The following is a 15,265-nucleotide window of genomic DNA, read 5'->3' on the forward strand; positions in this document are numbered from 1 at the left end:
GCCTCATCGGTTCGTTGTCTGGCGCAGCAGCATGGTGCCACCGCGCTGGGTAAATTCAAGTTTGTTCAGCGCGCTCATACCGAGCAGCACTTGCTTGCCATCCAGGCCTGGCACGACGAGGGCGCGCACATCACGCAACACAATGTCGCCCAGTTGCAGCCGGTCGATGCGGGTTCGGTAACCCTGGGTGCGACCGTTGGCCGTGCTCAGGGTCACCCCAAAGCCTTTTTCCAGTTTTAGCTGTTCGGCCATTTCCGCCGGGATCGACACGTCGGTCGCCCCGGTATCGAGCATGAAATCCACCGGCTGGCCGTTGATCTGGCCGCTGGCGACGAAGTGGCCCTGCGTGTTGCTGGCCAGTTTCACTTCGATAAACCCTTCGCCCTGCTCAGAGCTGACGACGGTGTTGGGGTTCTGCTGACGCGCTTCCCATTGGCCGAAAAACCGCGTCGCCAGAAACAGCGCCGCGCACCAGGCCAGCACCATCAACACTCGACCGGCGCGTTTGCCTGGCGGCTGCTGACTCATGGCTTGGCGCTCCAGCCACCTTCAGGCGCGGCAAAGCGCCAGACGATCGGACGTTCCTCGCCATCGGCGCGGGTATCGTTGTTGTTGTCGGTGCCAATCCACGCGCCCTCGGCGTCAATAATCAACGCTTCGGTCAGGCCGTAAGGACTCGAATAGCGGCGATGCGCCTGCAAGGCTTCATCGGCAAACGACCAGCAGCGCTCGACCTTGGCCGTCACCGAATCACGGCGGCAGATCTGGTAAGCGTTGCGCTCAAGGGTAAACAGCTTGCCGTTGAACAGCGACAGATCGGCAAAGTCTCGGGACACTGCTTTGGCTCGGGGAAACTGCGCCGGCTGCATTTCTTTCCCGGCTTCGCTCAGCAACACACAGCCACCATCGCAATCCCAGACCGTTTGTTTGCGCTTGATCAGCAACAATCCACGGCTTTGACGCTCGGCGGCGAGCCACAATTGATCACCCGCCGGATTGATCGCCAAGCCTTCAAACAACGCATTGAAGTGCAGCAGCATGCCGCTGGCCCGCGCTTCGCGAATCAGAATCGGCGAAATCTTCAGCCAGGACGATGGCCCAACGGGTGGCACTTGCAGAATCGCGGCATGGGATTCGCTGACGATGTAGCGATTACCGGCGCTGTCGCAGGTGATGCCTTCAAAATCCAGATCCCCGCCACGGACAAACGACGCCAGCCAGGTCCGCGAACGCAGGCCCCAGGGTAAACCGCTGTCTGGCACCGGTGGCACGCCGATGCCCACGGTTTCGGCTTGCCATACCCTGTCGCGGGTATCGAGCCGGTAAATCTGATCGTCGTCGCGATCCGACACCGTCCACATATCCTTGCCACACTGGGCCAGCCCCGACAGGTTACCGCCGCGCATACCCTCAACGGGATGCTCGGACAACAGGCGCAGTTCCGGCACCGGTTCGGCAAACGCCGAAATCGAGGTCAGAAGTAACGCACACGCCAGGGCAAAGCCAACCCGCATCAGCCAAGAACCTCGGCCAGGTTGCCTTTGGATTCCAGCCAGGATTTGCGGTCACCGGCGCGTTTCTTCGCCAGCAGCATGTCCATCATTTCCGAGGTCGCTTCGAAATCGTCCAGCGTCAGCTGCACCAGACGCCGAGTGTTCGGGTCCATGGTGGTTTCGCGCAGCTGCGGCGGATTCATTTCACCCAGACCTTTGAATCGTGTGACCTGCGGCTTGCCGCGTTTCTTCTCGGCCACCAGACGATCGAGGATGCCATCGCGCTCGGCTTCGTCCAGGGCGTAGTAAATCTCTTTGCCCAGGTCGATACGGTACAGCGGCGGCATCGCGACGTAGACGTGACCGGCATCCACCAACGGGCGGAAATGCTGGACGAACAACGCGCACAGCAAGGTGGCGATGTGCAGACCGTCGGAGTCGGCGTCGGCGAGGATGCAGATCTTGCCGTAACGCAACTGGGCGATGTCTGCCGAGCCCGGATCGACACCGATGGCCACGGCGATGTTGTGCACTTCCTGGCTGGCCAGCACTTCGCTGCCGTCGACTTCCCAGGTGTTCAGAATCTTGCCGCGCAACGGCAGGATCGCTTGAAATTCTTTATCCCGCGCCTGCTTGGCCGAACCGCCAGCGGAATCACCTTCCACCAGGAACAGCTCGGAACGCATCGGGTCCTGCCCGGCGCAGTCGGCGAGTTTGCCCGGCAGTGCCGGACCCGCCGTGATGCGCTTGCGCTCGACCTTCTTGCTGGCCTTCAGACGACGGCCGGCATTGTTGATCGCCAGTTCCGCCAGCAACATGCCGGTTTCCGGGTTGGCGTTGAGCCACAGGCTGAAGGCGTCCTTGACCACACCGGAAACGAACGCGGCCGCTTCACGGGACGACAGACGCTCTTTGGTCTGGCCGGAGAATTGCGGCTCTTGCATCTTCATCGACAGCACGAAGGCGATGCGTTCCCAGACGTCTTCCGGCGCCAGCTTCACGCCACGAGGCAGCAGGCTGCGGAATTCGCAGAATTCGCGCATCGCATCGAGCAAGCCCTGACGCAAACCGTTGACGTGGGTACCGCCCTGCGCCGTCGGAATCAGGTTGACGTAGCTTTCCTGAACGCTGTCGCCGCCTTCCGGCAACCACAGCAGCGCCCAATCGACCGCTTCTTTGTTACCGGCCAGGCTGCCGCAGAACGGCTCATCCGGCAGACGCTCGAATCCGTTGACCGCGTCCACCAGATAGGAGCGCAGGCCGTCTTCGTAATGCCATTCGACTTTCTCGCCAGTGGCCTTGTCTTCAAAACTGACCAGCAGCCCCGGGCACAGAACAGCCTTGGCCTTGAGTACGTGCTTGAGGCGGCTGATGGAGAATTTCGGCGAATCGAAGTATTTCGGGTCCGGCGCGAAGAACACGCTGGTACCGGTGTTGCGCTTGCCGACGGTACCAATGATTTCCAGCTCGGTTTTCTTGTAACCGTCGGCGAAGGTCATCTGGTATTCGTTGCCGTCACGCTTTACGCGCACCCGGACTTCGTTCGACAAGGCGTTGACCACGGAAATACCCACCCCGTGCAGACCGCCGGAGAACTGGTAGTTCTTATTGGAAAACTTGCCGCCCGCATGGAGCTTGGTGAGGATCAGCTCGACGCCCGACACGCCTTCTTCGGCGTGGATATCCACCGGCATGCCGCGGCCGTCATCGCTGACTTCCAGGGAGTGATCGGCGTGCAGGATGACCTGCACCGAGGTCGCGTGCCCGGCCAAGGCTTCGTCGACGCTGTTGTCGATGACTTCTTGGGCGAGGTGGTTCGGCCGACTGGTGTCGGTGTACATGCCGGGGCGTTTGCGCACCGGGTCGAGGCCCGAGAGGACTTCGATGGCGTCTGCGTTATAAGAGCTAGCGCTGGGAGTGGCCATGGGGTCTCGTCGTCAAATGTTCTGTGAAATAGAGGCGACGACTCACAGTGCAGTGAAATCGATCGCCTGATACAAATCTGCGCCGATGCCGGCAAAACTCAGCATTGCCGGCAATTGCTCGGCAAAACCCTGGAAACTATGGTCGCCGCCGGCCTGGATGCGCAAGGCACAGGCCCGGTAATACTGCTGGGCGAGGCGATAGTCCAGCGTTTCGTCGCCGGTCTGCAACCACACCTGATACCGCTGCGGGTCCTGGGGCGCCGGCACTTCCAGCTCGGCCAGGGCCGTCACGTGGTCGTGGGTCAATTCCCAAGCCTCATCGGTATACAGGTTTTTCTGCGTCCCCAGATACCCGTCGAACATCCGGTGCGGACTGACGGCAGGGTTGATCAACAGGGCCTTGAGGCCATGGCGCTCGGCCAAGTGAGTCGCATAGTAGCCGCCGAGTGAGCTGCCGACCAGCAGTGGCCGCCCAAGCTCCTCAATCGCCTTGTTTAGCTGACCGATGGCCTCACGCGGATGGTGATGCAAGGCCGGAACGCGCAACTGATCGCTCAAGCCCAGACGTTCCATTACTTGTACCAACTGCGTGGCCTTTTTAGACGAAGGCGCGCTGTTGAAACCGTGGATATAAAGGATCGAACCAGACATTTGAGCTCCCTGTGCGTCGGGTAAAGAGGCGCAGTTTACAGGGTGTCGGGGGAATCGGGATATGCACGGAGTTCATGGGCGTCTGTGCGGACGCCTTCGCGAGCAAGCCCGCTCCCACAGGAGATCTGCAGCGTACATACGATTTGTGAACACCCGAGGTTCAATGTGGGAGCGGGCTTGCTCGCGAAGGCCGCACCTCGGTCTCCCGGGATGTTTCTAGTAACCGTTAGAGCCGTAATCGATCTGAAAGTCAAAACCCCTGACGCGTTCCACGCCGGTTTCCAGCTGGCCATCAGGCAAAAGCCGCAACCAGCGATACCCCGGCGCCTGGTCACTGACCTTGAAATCATCACTGCCCGGTTCGAACTGAATACACGTCGAAGGCGAGGCAATCAGCCGCACACCGTTGCGATCCTGGTCGATCTCCTGATGCACATGCCCCCACAAAACAGCGCGCACCTGCGGAAACCGATCCAGCACGGCAAACAAAGCGTCTGGATTGCGCAATCCAATCGGCTCCATCCACGCACACCCGATCGACACCGGATGATGGTGAAAACACACCAGATGATGGCGCTCCGGCGCCTCACTCAACGAGCGGGCCAGCAACTGTAGCTGCTCATCCTGCAAATACCCCGGCACTGAACCCGGCACAGCCGAATCGAGCAACGTGACGCGCCAGTTGCCGACATCCACCACCGGCTCAAGCAACGCACTCTGCACGGTGGCTTCGGCCATGATCTGCGGCTCATCATGATTACCGGGAATCCAGCGCGCCGGCGCATCGAGCTGCCGCGTCAGGTCGCGAAACTGCTGATAGGACTCCAGCGTCCCGTCCTGAGAAAGATCACCACTGGCAATAATCAGGTCGATCTGCGGCTGCTGAAGCCGCACCAGCTCGATGACTTTTTGCAGGCTGTCCCGGGTATTCATGCCCAACAACGTCCCGTCCGTTTCGGCAAACAGATGACTGTCGGACAGTTGCACCAGCAACGCCGAATCGGCGGTGGTCAATGTGGATACGCTCGGCAAGGCGTTCTCCCAGGGCTGAATCACGGGATGGATGAGTGCCGCAATTATGCTGGGGGATGATCAAAAGGGGAAACTTGTGAACCTGACGCAGTTCACATCTATCGTACGACGGCGTACTCATGCCCGCAGGCTAGGCAATGGCTCAGCCATTCGCCCAGAAACATATTCAGCTGGGCCTTTTCGTCCGGCTGATGCATTGAGGCATTCGGGTAAGGATAGATGCCGCGAAAGCGTCGCGCATGTTCGGCGCTGACGACTTCGGCCATGCACGCGTCGTGATAGACCTGAACTTCCAGTTGCGGCACCGGCAGCCACGGCAGGCTGTGTTCCTGGCGCACTTGCAGGGTTGTGGTGTACGGACAGACCTGCAGCACTTCGAGGGCCAGCACGCCGAGCATCTGGTCGCCGTGGGTCACGGCAATGCGCCGCGCCTCCGGCTCGTTGCGCATGTCCGGCAACAGTCGCATCAGGCGCGCGTAGTTGGCCTCGCAGGAGGCTTGCAGCCCCACGAGGTCAACCCGATAGCGATCGCGCAGTTTGTTTACGACCATAACCCCCTCACTTCAGCGCGGTTCAAAGCTAGCCATTGCAAGGCAATGATGCTGGCCGCGTTGGCAATTCGTCCGTCGCGTACGGCCTGCAGGGCATCTTCGAACGCCCAGACCGTGACGCGGATATCTTCTGCTTCTTCCTCCAGCCCATGCAGGCCGCCGACGCCGGTGCTGTCGCAGCGCCCCAGGTACAAGTGCACAAATTCATTGCTGCCGCCCGGCGATGGAAAGTATTTGATCATCGGCCAGAGCGCCCCGAACACAAGCCCAGCTTCCTCCTGCGCTTCGCGGTGAGCAACTTCTTCCGGTACTTCATCCTTGTCGATCAGACCGGCGACCAGTTCGATCAGCCAAGGATTGTCAGTCTTGCCCATGGCGCCGACGCGAAACTGCTCGATCAACACCACTTCATCGCGCTGCGGATCGTACGGCAGCACGCACACCGCATCGTGACGAACGAACACTTCACGATTGATCTCGCGACTCATGCCACCGGCGAACAATTCGTGACGCAAGTGCACACGATCGAGCTTGTAGAAGCCCTCGTAGCACCTTTCGCGCCGAACGATATCAACGGCGGTCGGAATGGCGTTGGCAAAATCAGTCATGACTATCCTCTTTACTGCAAATCCGTTATGAGGCTCCTTTTTGTTACTTGCAACCTCGACTTCGCGCCATCCTAACGCGCCCGCGACCTTTGATGCAGCCCCTTTACAGTCAGCGGGATAGACGGTGAGGGTGAAACCAACTCTAATTAGCTTAGTGGCGAACTGACTGCTTCGTTGAGAGTCGAAGCGGATAACTTTTTGCCTTTCCCTGTTTTATGAAGGACGCCCATGTCGCTTTTTAAAATCGCCTCCGTGGCGGTAATCGCCCTGACCCTGGGCGCCTGCCAGAGTTTGTTCCAACCCAACTACCGGACGCCGCTGGAAACTACCCGCGATGCATCCGAACAGCTGAAACCGGGTTGCACAACACCTGACTGCCCGCTGGTGAACATCGATACGCTGCGCTTCCCGGCCGAACCGCAATTGGACGGCATCATCGAAAAACGCCTGCTGCAAATGACCCGCACCTCGCCCGACGCCCCCGTGGAGCCGACGCTGGCAGCGTATCGCGAGCAGTTTTTGAGCAGTGCCGGCCCGCGTTACAGCAGTTATCTGCAAGCCAAGGTACGTGAGCAGCATGACGGCTTGGTGATCGTTGAATTCTCCAGCTACCTGGACACCGGCGGCGACCATGGCACGCCGGGCCGCAGCTTCATCAACTATTCGCGCCAGCAACACAAAGTGCTGACGCTCTCGGACATGTTGGTGCCGGGGCAGGAAGAAGCGTTCTGGAAAGCCGCGCAAGTCGCGCACAACAGCTGGCTGATCAGCACCAAGCTCGATCAGGAGCCGGAGTTCGTGAAGCAGTGGCCGTTCCAGAAAACCCAGAACGTGGCGCTGACGTACGGCGGGGTGATCCTCAAGTACGAAGTGAGCACCATCGCGCCTTACGCGCTGGGTCACGTCGAACTGAAGATCCCTTACCCACGCCTGAACGGCATTATCAAGCCCGAGCTGTTTCCTGGCCGTAACTGAAGGCCCGACCCAGCACGAGTTGCAGCAGCCCTGCCAGAATCAGTGACGGCAGGGTCGCGCCGATGTCCGGATACAGATTAGCCAGCAAATGATAGGTGCTCACCCCGCCCAACCAGGCGAGTAACGCCGGCCAGCGCAATGCGGCTGACGCCATGCGAGCACCGCGTTTGCGCAGGATGAAGTGATCCACCAGCACCACGCCGAACAGCGGCGCAAACACCGAACCGATCAACAGCAGGAAGTTCTGGTACTGAGCCAATGGCGCCAGGCACGCGATCAGTGTGCAGATCACACCGATGGCCAGCGCCAGATGTTCGACCTTCATGCGCAGCAGAATCCCGCTGGAAACGGCCGCCGAGTGAATGTCGGCGAAAGCATTTTCCGACTCGTCCAACAGAATCAGCAGCAGCGGAATCCCGAGGCCAGCACCGGCCAATGCCAACAGCAAGGCATTCACTTCACCGCTCGGCGCGAACGCCAGGGTGTAGGCCACGCCCAGGCTCATCAGCCAGAAATTACCGATAAAGAAGCCCAGTGCCGTGCCGCCAAACACATTTTTCGCACGCTTGCCGAAACGCGAGTAGTCGGCAATCAGTGGCAGCCAGGACAGCGGCATGGCGATGGCAATGTCGAAGCCCACGGCGAACGGCATCGAACCATCACCGGCCTGCGCCCACAACGCCGCCAGATCGGCTTTGGCGAACAGATTCCAGGTCAGCCAGATGCACGCGGCCAGCAGCAACCAGATGCCCCACTTGCGCAGGATCTGCCGCACGAATGTCAGCGGACCACTGACGGCCAGCAAGGTCGCCAAACCACCAAAGAACACGGTCCACAGCAGTGGATTGGACAACAGACTGCCTTCGCTGAACGCCCGCGCGCCGAGCAGGCTGGCGGCGTCGCGCATGACGATGATTTCGAACGATCCCCAACCGATCAATTGCAGCAGGTTCAGCACGGCCGGCAGGCTCGCGCCTTTTGCACCGAGGCTGAGTTTGAGCGCGGCCATCGACGACAGTCCGGTGTCGCTGCCGATCACGCCGACGGCGGCCAGCAGCAAAACGCCGACCAGGGTGCCGAGGAAGATTGCCAGCAACGAGCCGGACAGGCCCAGACCTGGCGCGAGCAGAGCGCCGGTCTGCAGGACCATCAGGCCGATGCCGAGGGAGAACCACAGGGAAAACAGATCGCGGCCGCCGAAGACACGTTTGTCTGTGGGCACCGCGATATCAGGGGAATACGTGCTGGGTTGAATGCTCAAGGGTGTTATCTCAGAGGGATAAGTGTGTCATTGAGATATTCGGTGCCTGACCTGGCGCCTTCGCGAGCAAGCCCGCTCCCACATTAGACCGCGTCCGCCCGGACAACTCGGTCAACTGTGGGAGCGGGCTTGCTCGCGAAGACGGCAGCACAGGCGCCGTCAATCACAGGTCAGATCAAACCTTCTTGTACAGCTGACTGCCTTCCTGTTTGAACCGCTCGGCCTGGTCCGCCAATCCCTGGGCGACTTCGGCGTCGACGGTTTCGATGCGCTGGTTGGCCGCGTATTCGCGGACTTCCTGGGTGATCTTCATCGAGCAGAATTTCGGCCCGCACATGGAGCAGAAGTGCGCGACCTTGGCCGAATCCTTCGGCAGGGTCTCATCGTGATACGAACGAGCAGTGTCCGGATCAAGGCCCAGGTTGAACTGGTCTTCCCAACGGAATTCGAAACGCGCCTTGCTCAAGGCATTGTCGCGGATCTGCGCGCCCGGATGCCCTTTTGCCAGATCGGCGGCATGTGCGGCGATCTTGTAGGTGATGATCCCGGTCTTCACGTCATCTTTGTTCGGCAGACCCAAGTGCTCCTTCGGCGTCACATAGCAGAGCATCGCGCAACCGAACCAGCCGATCATCGCCGCACCGATACCCGAGGTGATGTGGTCGTAGCCTGGCGCGATGTCCGTGGTCAGCGGGCCGAGGGTGTAGAACGGCGCCTCGTCGCAGCACTCAAGCTGCTTGTCCATGTTCTCTTTGATCAACTGCATCGGCACGTGGCCTGGGCCTTCGATCATGCACTGCACGTCGTGCTTCCACGCGATCTTGGTCAGCTCACCGAGGGTTTCCAGCTCACCGAATTGTGCCGCATCGTTGGCGTCGGCAATCGAGCCCGGACGCAGGCCATCGCCCAGCGAGAAGCTGACGTCGTAGGCCTTCATGATTTCGCAGATGTCTTCGAAATGGGTGTAGAGGAAGTTCTCTTTGTGGTGCGCCAGGCACCACTTGGCCATGATCGAACCGCCACGGGAAACGATGCCAGTGACGCGTTTGGCGGTCAGCGGCACGTAGCGCAGCAGTACGCCGGCGTGGATGGTGAAGTAGTCGACGCCCTGCTCGGCCTGTTCGATCAGCGTGTCGCGGAACAGCTCCCAGGTCAGGTCTTCGGCAGCGCCGCCGACTTTTTCCAGGGCCTGATAAATCGGCACAGTGCCGATCGGCACCGGCGAGTTACGGATGATCCACTCGCGGGTTTCGTGAATGTGCTTGCCGGTGGACAGGTCCATGACCGTGTCCGAACCCCAGCGAATGCCCCAGGTCAGTTTCGCCACTTCTTCTTCGATGGACGAACCCAAAGCGCTGTTGCCGATGTTGCCGTTGATCTTCACCAGGAAGTTACGGCCGATGATCATCGGTTCCAGTTCGGTGTGGTTGATGTTGGCCGGAATGATCGCGCGACCGCGGGCGATCTCGTCACGGACGAATTCGGGGGTGATGATTTTCGGCACGCTGGCACCGAAGCTGTGACCGGCGTGTTGCTGGTCCAGCAGGCCGGCGGCACGTGCCACTTCAAGCTTCATGTTTTCGCGGATGGCGACGTATTCCATCTCGGCGGTGATGATGCCTTTGCGGGCGTAGTGCATCTGGCTGACGTTGGCACCGGCCTTGGCGCGGCGCGGGTTGTTCACGTGAGCGAAACGCAGCTTGGTCAGCTCGGCATCGGCGAGGCGTTCCTGGCCGAAATTGGAGCTGAGGCCGGGCAGACGCTCGGTGTCGCCACGGGATTCGATCCACGGCGAACGCACATCGGCCAGGCCTTTGCGCACGTCGATGATGACGTTGGGGTCGGTGTAAGGGCCCGAAGTGTCGTACACAACGACCGGCGCGTTGATCTCGCCGCCGAAGTCGGTCGGGGTCACATCAAGGCTGATTTCGCGCATTGGCACGAGGATGTCCGGGCGAGAGCCCTGAACATAGATTTTTTGCGAGCGGGTAAACGGCTGAACCGATTGTTGATCGACTTGGGCCGAATCACTCAGGTTCGTAGTGTTTTTTAGTTTTATCGTCATCACGGGCTCTCCAGACACACATCCAGGCAGTGGATTTTTGTCGGAGCGAACCTGTAAACGAATGGACGCACGGGCGCTGGGAAAACCAGCTGTGCTGTGCTCAGTGCTCGAGGGGTGTTCGATTGTCGAACAACATCCCGGACGAAGCACAAGAGGACTCGCCGGGTGACGAGAAATCTTGTTCCCTACGCAGGCGCTAACCTGATCAGGTTCAACGGGATCCGAAATTATTCGATCTCAGCCTCATAGCAAGGCACCCCGACAAGAACCCGGCCAGTCTAGACACAACTGGCAAAGAACGCCAACACCGCAGTAAACACCATGATGAATGGCGTAATTACAGGATTGTTGCCGCACGTGGGCGCAACTACACTCGCCATGCCATGCTGCGCCTTGACGCTGTATGAGCCGCGCCGTAGCCTTGGCGCTCAAATTATCAGCGTAATTTTTTAGGGATGGCCTCATGCTGCGCAAACTCTCACTGGCCCTTGCCGTGTCTTGTGCGTCCAATGGAATGGCCTGGGCAGCAGAAGCGCCCTTATCGACCAAGAACGATCTGGTCAGCGTCTATCAGGAAGCGGTGGACAACAACGCCGACCTCGCTGCAGCCATCGCTCAATATGGCGCTCAGAAAGAAGTCGTGCCCCAGGCCCGCGCCGGGCTGCTGCCGAACCTCTCTGGCGGCGCCGAACTTGCCAACGTGCGCACGGTGATCGATCAGCCTTCAGCTACCGCCAACCGCAATGCTCATTCCTATCAGGCGACCTTGGCGCAACCGCTGTTCCGTGCTGATCGCTGGTTCCAGTTCCAGGCCGCCAAAGACGTTAACGAACAGGCCGCGTTGCAGCTCTCGGCAACCCAGCAAAACCTGATCCTGCAAACTGCCGTCAGCTACTTCAATGTCTTGCGAACCCAGGACAACCTGGCGTCAACCAAGGCCGAAGAAGCCGCGTTCAAACGCCAGCTCGATCAGTCCAACGAACGCTTCGACGTCGGTCTCTCGGACAAAACTGATGTGCTGCAATCGCAAGCCAGCTACGACACTGCACGCGCCAACCGAATCGTCGCGCAGCGCCAGGTAGATGATGCGTTCGAAGCCCTGATCACCCTGACCAACCGTCAGTACAACTCGATCTGGGGCATTTCCCATACCTTGCCGATCCTGCCGCCAGCACCGAACGACGCCAAGGCCTGGGTCGATACGGCAGCCAGACAGAACCTCAATCTGCTCGCGAGCAACTACGCCGTCAGCGCCGCCGAAGAAACCCTCAAGCAGCGCAAGGCCGGCCATGCGCCGACCCTCGACGCCGTGGCGAAGTACGAGAAAGGTGACAACGACGCTTTGGGCTTCAGCAACCCGAATGGCTTCCCCCAACCGTACGGTGGCAACGTCGAGCAAACGACGGTTGGCCTGCAACTGAACATCCCGATCTACAGCGGCGGCCTGATCAATTCCCAGGTGCGCCAATCGTATGCACAACTGGACCAGTCCGAGCAGCAACGTGAATCCCTGCGCCGGCAAGTGGTGGAAAGCACCCGCAATCTGCACCGCGCAGTGAACACCGACGTCGAGCAGGTGCAAGCCCGCAAGCAGTCGATCATCTCCAACCAAAGCGCGGTGGAAGCGACCGAAATCGGTTATCAGGTGGGTACGCGAAACATCGTCGACGTACTGGATGCGCAGCGTCAGCTGTACACCTCGGTGCGCGACTACAACAACACGCGTTATGACTACATCCTCGATAACCTGCGCTTGAAACAGGCCGCGGGCACCTTGAACCCGGGGGATTTGCAGGACCTGGCGCGTTACCTCAAGGCTGATTACAACCCGGATAAAGACTTCCTGCCGCCGGACCTGGCGAAGGCTGCGGCGGCGCAGTTGAAGGCAAATCCGACGCAATAAAAAGCAAAAGATCGCAGCCTCGTTTCACTCGACAGCTCCTACACGGGATTTGTATTCATCCTGTAGGAGCTGTCGAGTGAAACGAGGCTGCGATCGTTTTATGTCAAGCGACTCGGTCTAACGCTCGATCAACCGCCCCAACCCATCCAGCAACCGCTGCAACGCGCCCTGATTGATGCGCATCACTTTCAACCCTGCCTCCGCCATCCGCTGCGCATCGCGCGGCAACTCGAACAGCCGCTGCACCGCCAGCGCCAGACCTTCGGCATCCTCCACTTCCTGCAACGCCCCGGCGTTGCGCAGTTGCGTGGCGATTTCGAGGAAATTGAACAGGTGCGGCCCGCTCAATACCGGTTTCGCCAGAGCTGCCGGTTCCAACAGGTTGTGCCCACCGTTCGGCACCAGACTGCCGCCAACAAAAGCGCTATCAGCCAAGGCATACAGAAACAGCAACTCGCCCATGGTGTCGCCCAGCAGCACCGACGTATCGGCGGTGACGGGTTCGCCAGCGGAACGACGGACCGTGGCGAAACCCTGCTGCCGACACAACTCGAACACCGGATTGAAACGCTCTGGATGGCGCGGCACCAGAATCAGCAACGCATCGGGATGATTGGCCAGCAACTGACGATGAGCCGCCAGCACCACTTCGTCTTCGCCTTCGTGCGTACTGGCAGCGATCCACACCGGGCGCTCCTGGGTTTGCCATTGCGCACGCAACTCGGCGGCACGCTGAAGCAGTGCCGGGTCGATGGTCAGATCGAACTTGATCGAGCCGGTCACTTCCACGGTTTGCGAACGCGCACCCAAATCGCGGAAGCGCTGCGCCTCGGCCTCGGTCTGCACTGCGAACAGGCTCATCTCGGCGAGCATCGGCTGGGTCAGTTTGCTGAAGCGACCATAGCCCTTGGCCGAACGCTCGGACAGTCGAGCGTTGGCCAGGGCCACGGGAATCCCGCGCCTGGCGCACTGATGGATATGGTTCGGCCAGAGCTCGGTCTCCATGATCACCGCCAGTTTCGGCTGGACCCGATCAAGGAATCGCTTCGCTGCGCAAGGCAAGTCGTAAGGCAAATAGCAGTGCTGAATGCGCGGCTCATTGGCGAACAGTGCGTGAATGCGCTCCGAACCGGTCGGGGTCATGCAGGTCACGGTAATGGGCAACTGTGGATAACGTTGCAGCAAGGCGCGAATCATCGGCGCCGCGGCAATGCTTTCGCCCACCGACACCGCGTGCACCCAGATGCCGCCCGTTTTCATCGTCGGTAACCCGAGGGAGAAACGTTCGCCAATGCGCTTGGCATACGCCGGCGCCTTGCGCGCCCGCAGCCAAAGCCGAATCGCTACCAGTGGCAGCCCCAGGTAAAACAGCGCGGTGTAGAGAGTTCTATTCATGGCGGCGGAGTTTATCGGCTTTTGTCGCCGATCGTCTGCAAGTGCACGGCAAAACGTTCGGCCAACCAACGAGCTGCCGGACCCAGAGGTTCATCGCGGCGCCAGACCAGCTCCACCACCAGCGCCGGCGGGGTCCATTCGCTGTTCAGTTCGACCATCAAATCCTGGTACGCCGGGTACTGCACCACGTGGCGCGGCAGCCAGGCCCAACCGAGTCCGCGCACCAGCCATTCAGCCATCACGTAGAAACTGTCGGCCCGCCAGACTTGCGGGCTGGCGGGCTCGCTGCCGGGATAGACACTCGACTGTGTGGACATCAGCAACTGTCGATGCTGCGCCAGTTGCTGACAGTCGACCTGAGCCTGTTTCGCCAATGGGTGGCCGACGCCGCACACCGTGACCATTTCGACGCTGCCCAACACCCGCCGCTCGAGCGCTTCAGGAATCTGGTCGTGATAAAACAGCAACCCCAGATCGGCCCGACGCTCCACCAGTTTGCGCGCCACATCGCCCTGGGCGGCGCTGGTCAATTGCACTTCAAGGCTGGGAAATTGTTGAGCCAGAGCTTCGAAGCTTTCGATGATCGGCTGATAGGGCATCGCCTCATCCTGGGCCACACGCAAACGCGCCTCCTGGCCGCGCATCATGGCCAGCGCCCGACCGTTCAGGCGTTCACATTGGCGCAGCACTTCCCGCGCCTCGTCCAACAACGCGTTACCGGCCTCGGTGAGTTTCGGCTGGCGGCCGCTGCTACGGTCGAACAGGCTGACGCCCAAGTCCTCTTCCAGCAGCGCAATCGAACTGCTGACCGCCGACTGCGCCTTGCGCTGATCCCGCGCCACCGCAGAAAACGAACGCTGCTCCGCTACGCTGACAAACAGCCGCAGCTGCTCCAGATTCCATTGCGTGTTCATGGCTTAACCCATCTTCAGAACAGATAGGTAATGACTTTACCGCATCTGGAGAATCTCTAAAATGCCGACCTCAGAAAGCAACACTTCACACGAGGATGCACCTATGACCGCTTACTACTACCTGGCCATTGCCATCTGCGCCGAAGTGATCGCCACCGTTTCGATGAAAGCGGTCAAAGGCTTCAGCACCCCGCTGCCGCTGATTCTGGTTATTGTCGGCTACGGCATCGCCTTCTGGATGCTGACGCTGGTGGTGCGCAGCGTTCCGGTGGGCGTGGCTTACGCGGTGTGGGCCGGCATGGGGATCGTGATGGTCAGCGTTGCGGCGCTGTTTATCTACGGGCAGAAACTGGATGTGCCGGCGATGCTGGGGATGGCGCTGATTGTGCTCGGCGTCGTAGTGATCCAGCTCTTCTCCAAGACCGCCGGCCACTAAAGCCGAAACACGATTCATTGTGGGAGCGGGCTTGCTCGCGAAGAGGCCGTGTCAGT

General features: G+C 60.2%; 14 protein-coding genes and 1 riboswitch. Of the genes, 3 read left to right on the plus strand and 11 right to left on the minus strand.

The genetic code is table 11. From position 1 onward, the window contains the following. Nucleotides 1-3 precede the first annotated feature (3 nt). From ASC74_RS29630 to ASC74_RS29660, 7 genes are all read right to left on the minus strand, one after another. Nucleotides 4-528, minus strand: coding sequence for a retropepsin-like aspartic protease family protein (locus tag ASC74_RS29630; RefSeq protein WP_056746406.1), 525 nt, complete (start codon nt 526-528; stop codon nt 4-6). Continuing rightward, complete coding sequence (locus ASC74_RS29635) at nt 525-1,514, minus strand: esterase-like activity of phytase family protein (RefSeq protein WP_056746408.1); 990 nt, start codon at nt 1,512-1,514, stop codon at nt 525-527. The genes ASC74_RS29630 and ASC74_RS29635 overlap by 4 nt, the downstream gene beginning before the upstream one ends. Next, a complete protein-coding gene (gene parE / locus ASC74_RS29640) occupies nt 1,514-3,418 on the minus strand; it encodes a DNA topoisomerase IV subunit B (RefSeq protein ID WP_046045699.1) in 1,905 nt (634 codons plus the stop codon). The genes ASC74_RS29635 and parE overlap by 1 nt, the downstream gene beginning before the upstream one ends. Before the next feature lie 42 nt (nt 3,419-3,460). After that, nucleotides 3,461-4,069 carry a YqiA/YcfP family alpha/beta fold hydrolase gene (locus ASC74_RS29645; RefSeq protein ID WP_008153348.1) on the minus strand — a complete coding sequence of 203 codons (609 nt, stop codon included), beginning with the start codon at nt 4,067-4,069 and terminating at the stop codon, nt 3,461-3,463. A 216-nt stretch (nt 4,070-4,285) separates the two neighbouring features. Continuing rightward, nucleotides 4,286-5,101, minus strand: a complete 816-nt coding sequence (gene cpdA, locus ASC74_RS29650) for a 3',5'-cyclic-AMP phosphodiesterase (protein ID WP_056746411.1) — start codon at nt 5,099-5,101, stop codon at nt 4,286-4,288. 98 nt (nt 5,102-5,199) lie between these two features. Next, nucleotides 5,200-5,652, minus strand: a complete 453-nt coding sequence (locus tag ASC74_RS29655; RefSeq protein ID WP_008153350.1) for a DUF1249 domain-containing protein — start codon at nt 5,650-5,652, stop codon at nt 5,200-5,202. Continuing rightward, on the minus strand, nt 5,643-6,260 hold the full coding sequence (locus ASC74_RS29660; protein WP_056746414.1) for an NUDIX domain-containing protein: 618 nt from the start codon (nt 6,258-6,260) through the stop codon (nt 5,643-5,645). The genes ASC74_RS29655 and ASC74_RS29660 overlap by 10 nt, the downstream gene beginning before the upstream one ends. A gap of 228 nt (nt 6,261-6,488) precedes the next feature. Here ASC74_RS29660 and ASC74_RS29665 point away from each other — a divergent pair, with 228 nt between their 5' ends. Beyond that, nucleotides 6,489-7,235, plus strand: a complete 747-nt coding sequence (locus ASC74_RS29665; protein WP_056746415.1) for an RsiV family protein — start codon at nt 6,489-6,491, stop codon at nt 7,233-7,235. Here the strand turns inward: ASC74_RS29665 and cytX are convergent. Together cytX and thiC are read right to left on the minus strand one after the other, a co-directional pair. Next, complete coding sequence (gene cytX / locus ASC74_RS29670) at nt 7,204-8,496, minus strand: putative hydroxymethylpyrimidine transporter CytX (protein WP_056746417.1); 1,293 nt, start codon at nt 8,494-8,496, stop codon at nt 7,204-7,206. The genes ASC74_RS29665 and cytX overlap by 32 nt on opposite strands. A 175-nt stretch (nt 8,497-8,671) precedes the next feature. Next, nucleotides 8,672-10,561 (minus strand): phosphomethylpyrimidine synthase ThiC, encoded by a 1,890-nt coding sequence (thiC, locus tag ASC74_RS29675; protein ID WP_054053301.1) that lies wholly within the window; start codon nt 10,559-10,561, stop codon nt 8,672-8,674. A gap of 165 nt (nt 10,562-10,726) precedes the next feature. Further along, nucleotides 10,727-10,832, minus strand: a riboswitch (TPP riboswitch). 192 nt (nt 10,833-11,024) lie between these two features. Between thiC and ASC74_RS29680 the strand changes: the two genes are divergently transcribed. Continuing rightward, nucleotides 11,025-12,464, plus strand: a complete 1,440-nt coding sequence (locus ASC74_RS29680; protein ID WP_056746418.1) for a TolC family outer membrane protein — start codon at nt 11,025-11,027, stop codon at nt 12,462-12,464. Nucleotides 12,465-12,581: 117 nt separating this feature from the next. Here the strand turns inward: ASC74_RS29680 and waaA are convergent, their stop codons facing one another. Both waaA and ASC74_RS29690 read right to left on the minus strand, forming a co-directional pair. Continuing rightward, a complete protein-coding gene (gene waaA / locus ASC74_RS29685; protein ID WP_056746420.1) occupies nt 12,582-13,859 on the minus strand; it encodes a lipid IV(A) 3-deoxy-D-manno-octulosonic acid transferase in 1,278 nt (425 codons plus the stop codon). A gap of 11 nt (nt 13,860-13,870) precedes the next feature. Beyond that, nucleotides 13,871-14,773, minus strand: a complete 903-nt coding sequence (locus ASC74_RS29690) for a LysR family transcriptional regulator (protein WP_056746428.1) — start codon at nt 14,771-14,773, stop codon at nt 13,871-13,873. Nucleotides 14,774-14,876: 103 nt separating this feature from the next. Here ASC74_RS29690 and ASC74_RS29695 point away from each other — a divergent pair, with 103 nt between their 5' ends. Further along, entirely contained in the window at nt 14,877-15,209 is a 333-nt protein-coding gene (locus ASC74_RS29695; RefSeq protein ID WP_008027887.1) for a DMT family transporter, read from the plus strand. Nucleotides 15,210-15,265: the final 56 nt, after the last annotated feature.

The organism is Pseudomonas sp. Root329, assembly GCF_001424925.1.
Classification (GTDB): Bacteria; Pseudomonadota; Gammaproteobacteria; order Pseudomonadales; family Pseudomonadaceae; genus Aquipseudomonas; species Aquipseudomonas arabinosi.

Coding starts and splice junctions, on each gene's coding strand:
- ASC74_RS29690 (WP_056746428.1), bottom strand. CDS start 14,773: ATGAACACGCAATGGAATCTGGAGCAGCTGCGGCTGTTTGTCAGCGTA.
- ASC74_RS29635 (WP_056746408.1), bottom strand. CDS start 1,514: ATGCGGGTTGGCTTTGCCCTGGCGTGTGCGTTACTTCTGACCTCGATT.
- ASC74_RS29630 (WP_056746406.1), bottom strand. CDS start 528: ATGAGTCAGCAGCCGCCAGGCAAACGCGCCGGTCGAGTGTTGATGGTG.
- ASC74_RS29665 (WP_056746415.1), top strand. CDS start 6,489: ATGTCGCTTTTTAAAATCGCCTCCGTGGCGGTAATCGCCCTGACCCTG.
- ASC74_RS29695 (WP_008027887.1), top strand. CDS start 14,877: ATGACCGCTTACTACTACCTGGCCATTGCCATCTGCGCCGAAGTGATC.
- ASC74_RS29645 (WP_008153348.1), bottom strand. CDS start 4,069: ATGTCTGGTTCGATCCTTTATATCCACGGTTTCAACAGCGCGCCTTCG.
- ASC74_RS29680 (WP_056746418.1), top strand. CDS start 11,025: ATGCTGCGCAAACTCTCACTGGCCCTTGCCGTGTCTTGTGCGTCCAAT.
- waaA (WP_056746420.1), bottom strand. CDS start 13,859: ATGAATAGAACTCTCTACACCGCGCTGTTTTACCTGGGGCTGCCACTG.
- thiC (WP_054053301.1), bottom strand. CDS start 10,561: ATGACGATAAAACTAAAAAACACTACGAACCTGAGTGATTCGGCCCAA.
- ASC74_RS29660 (WP_056746414.1), bottom strand. CDS start 6,260: ATGACTGATTTTGCCAACGCCATTCCGACCGCCGTTGATATCGTTCGG.
- ASC74_RS29655 (WP_008153350.1), bottom strand. CDS start 5,652: ATGGTCGTAAACAAACTGCGCGATCGCTATCGGGTTGACCTCGTGGGG.
- parE (WP_046045699.1), bottom strand. CDS start 3,418: ATGGCCACTCCCAGCGCTAGCTCTTATAACGCAGACGCCATCGAAGTC.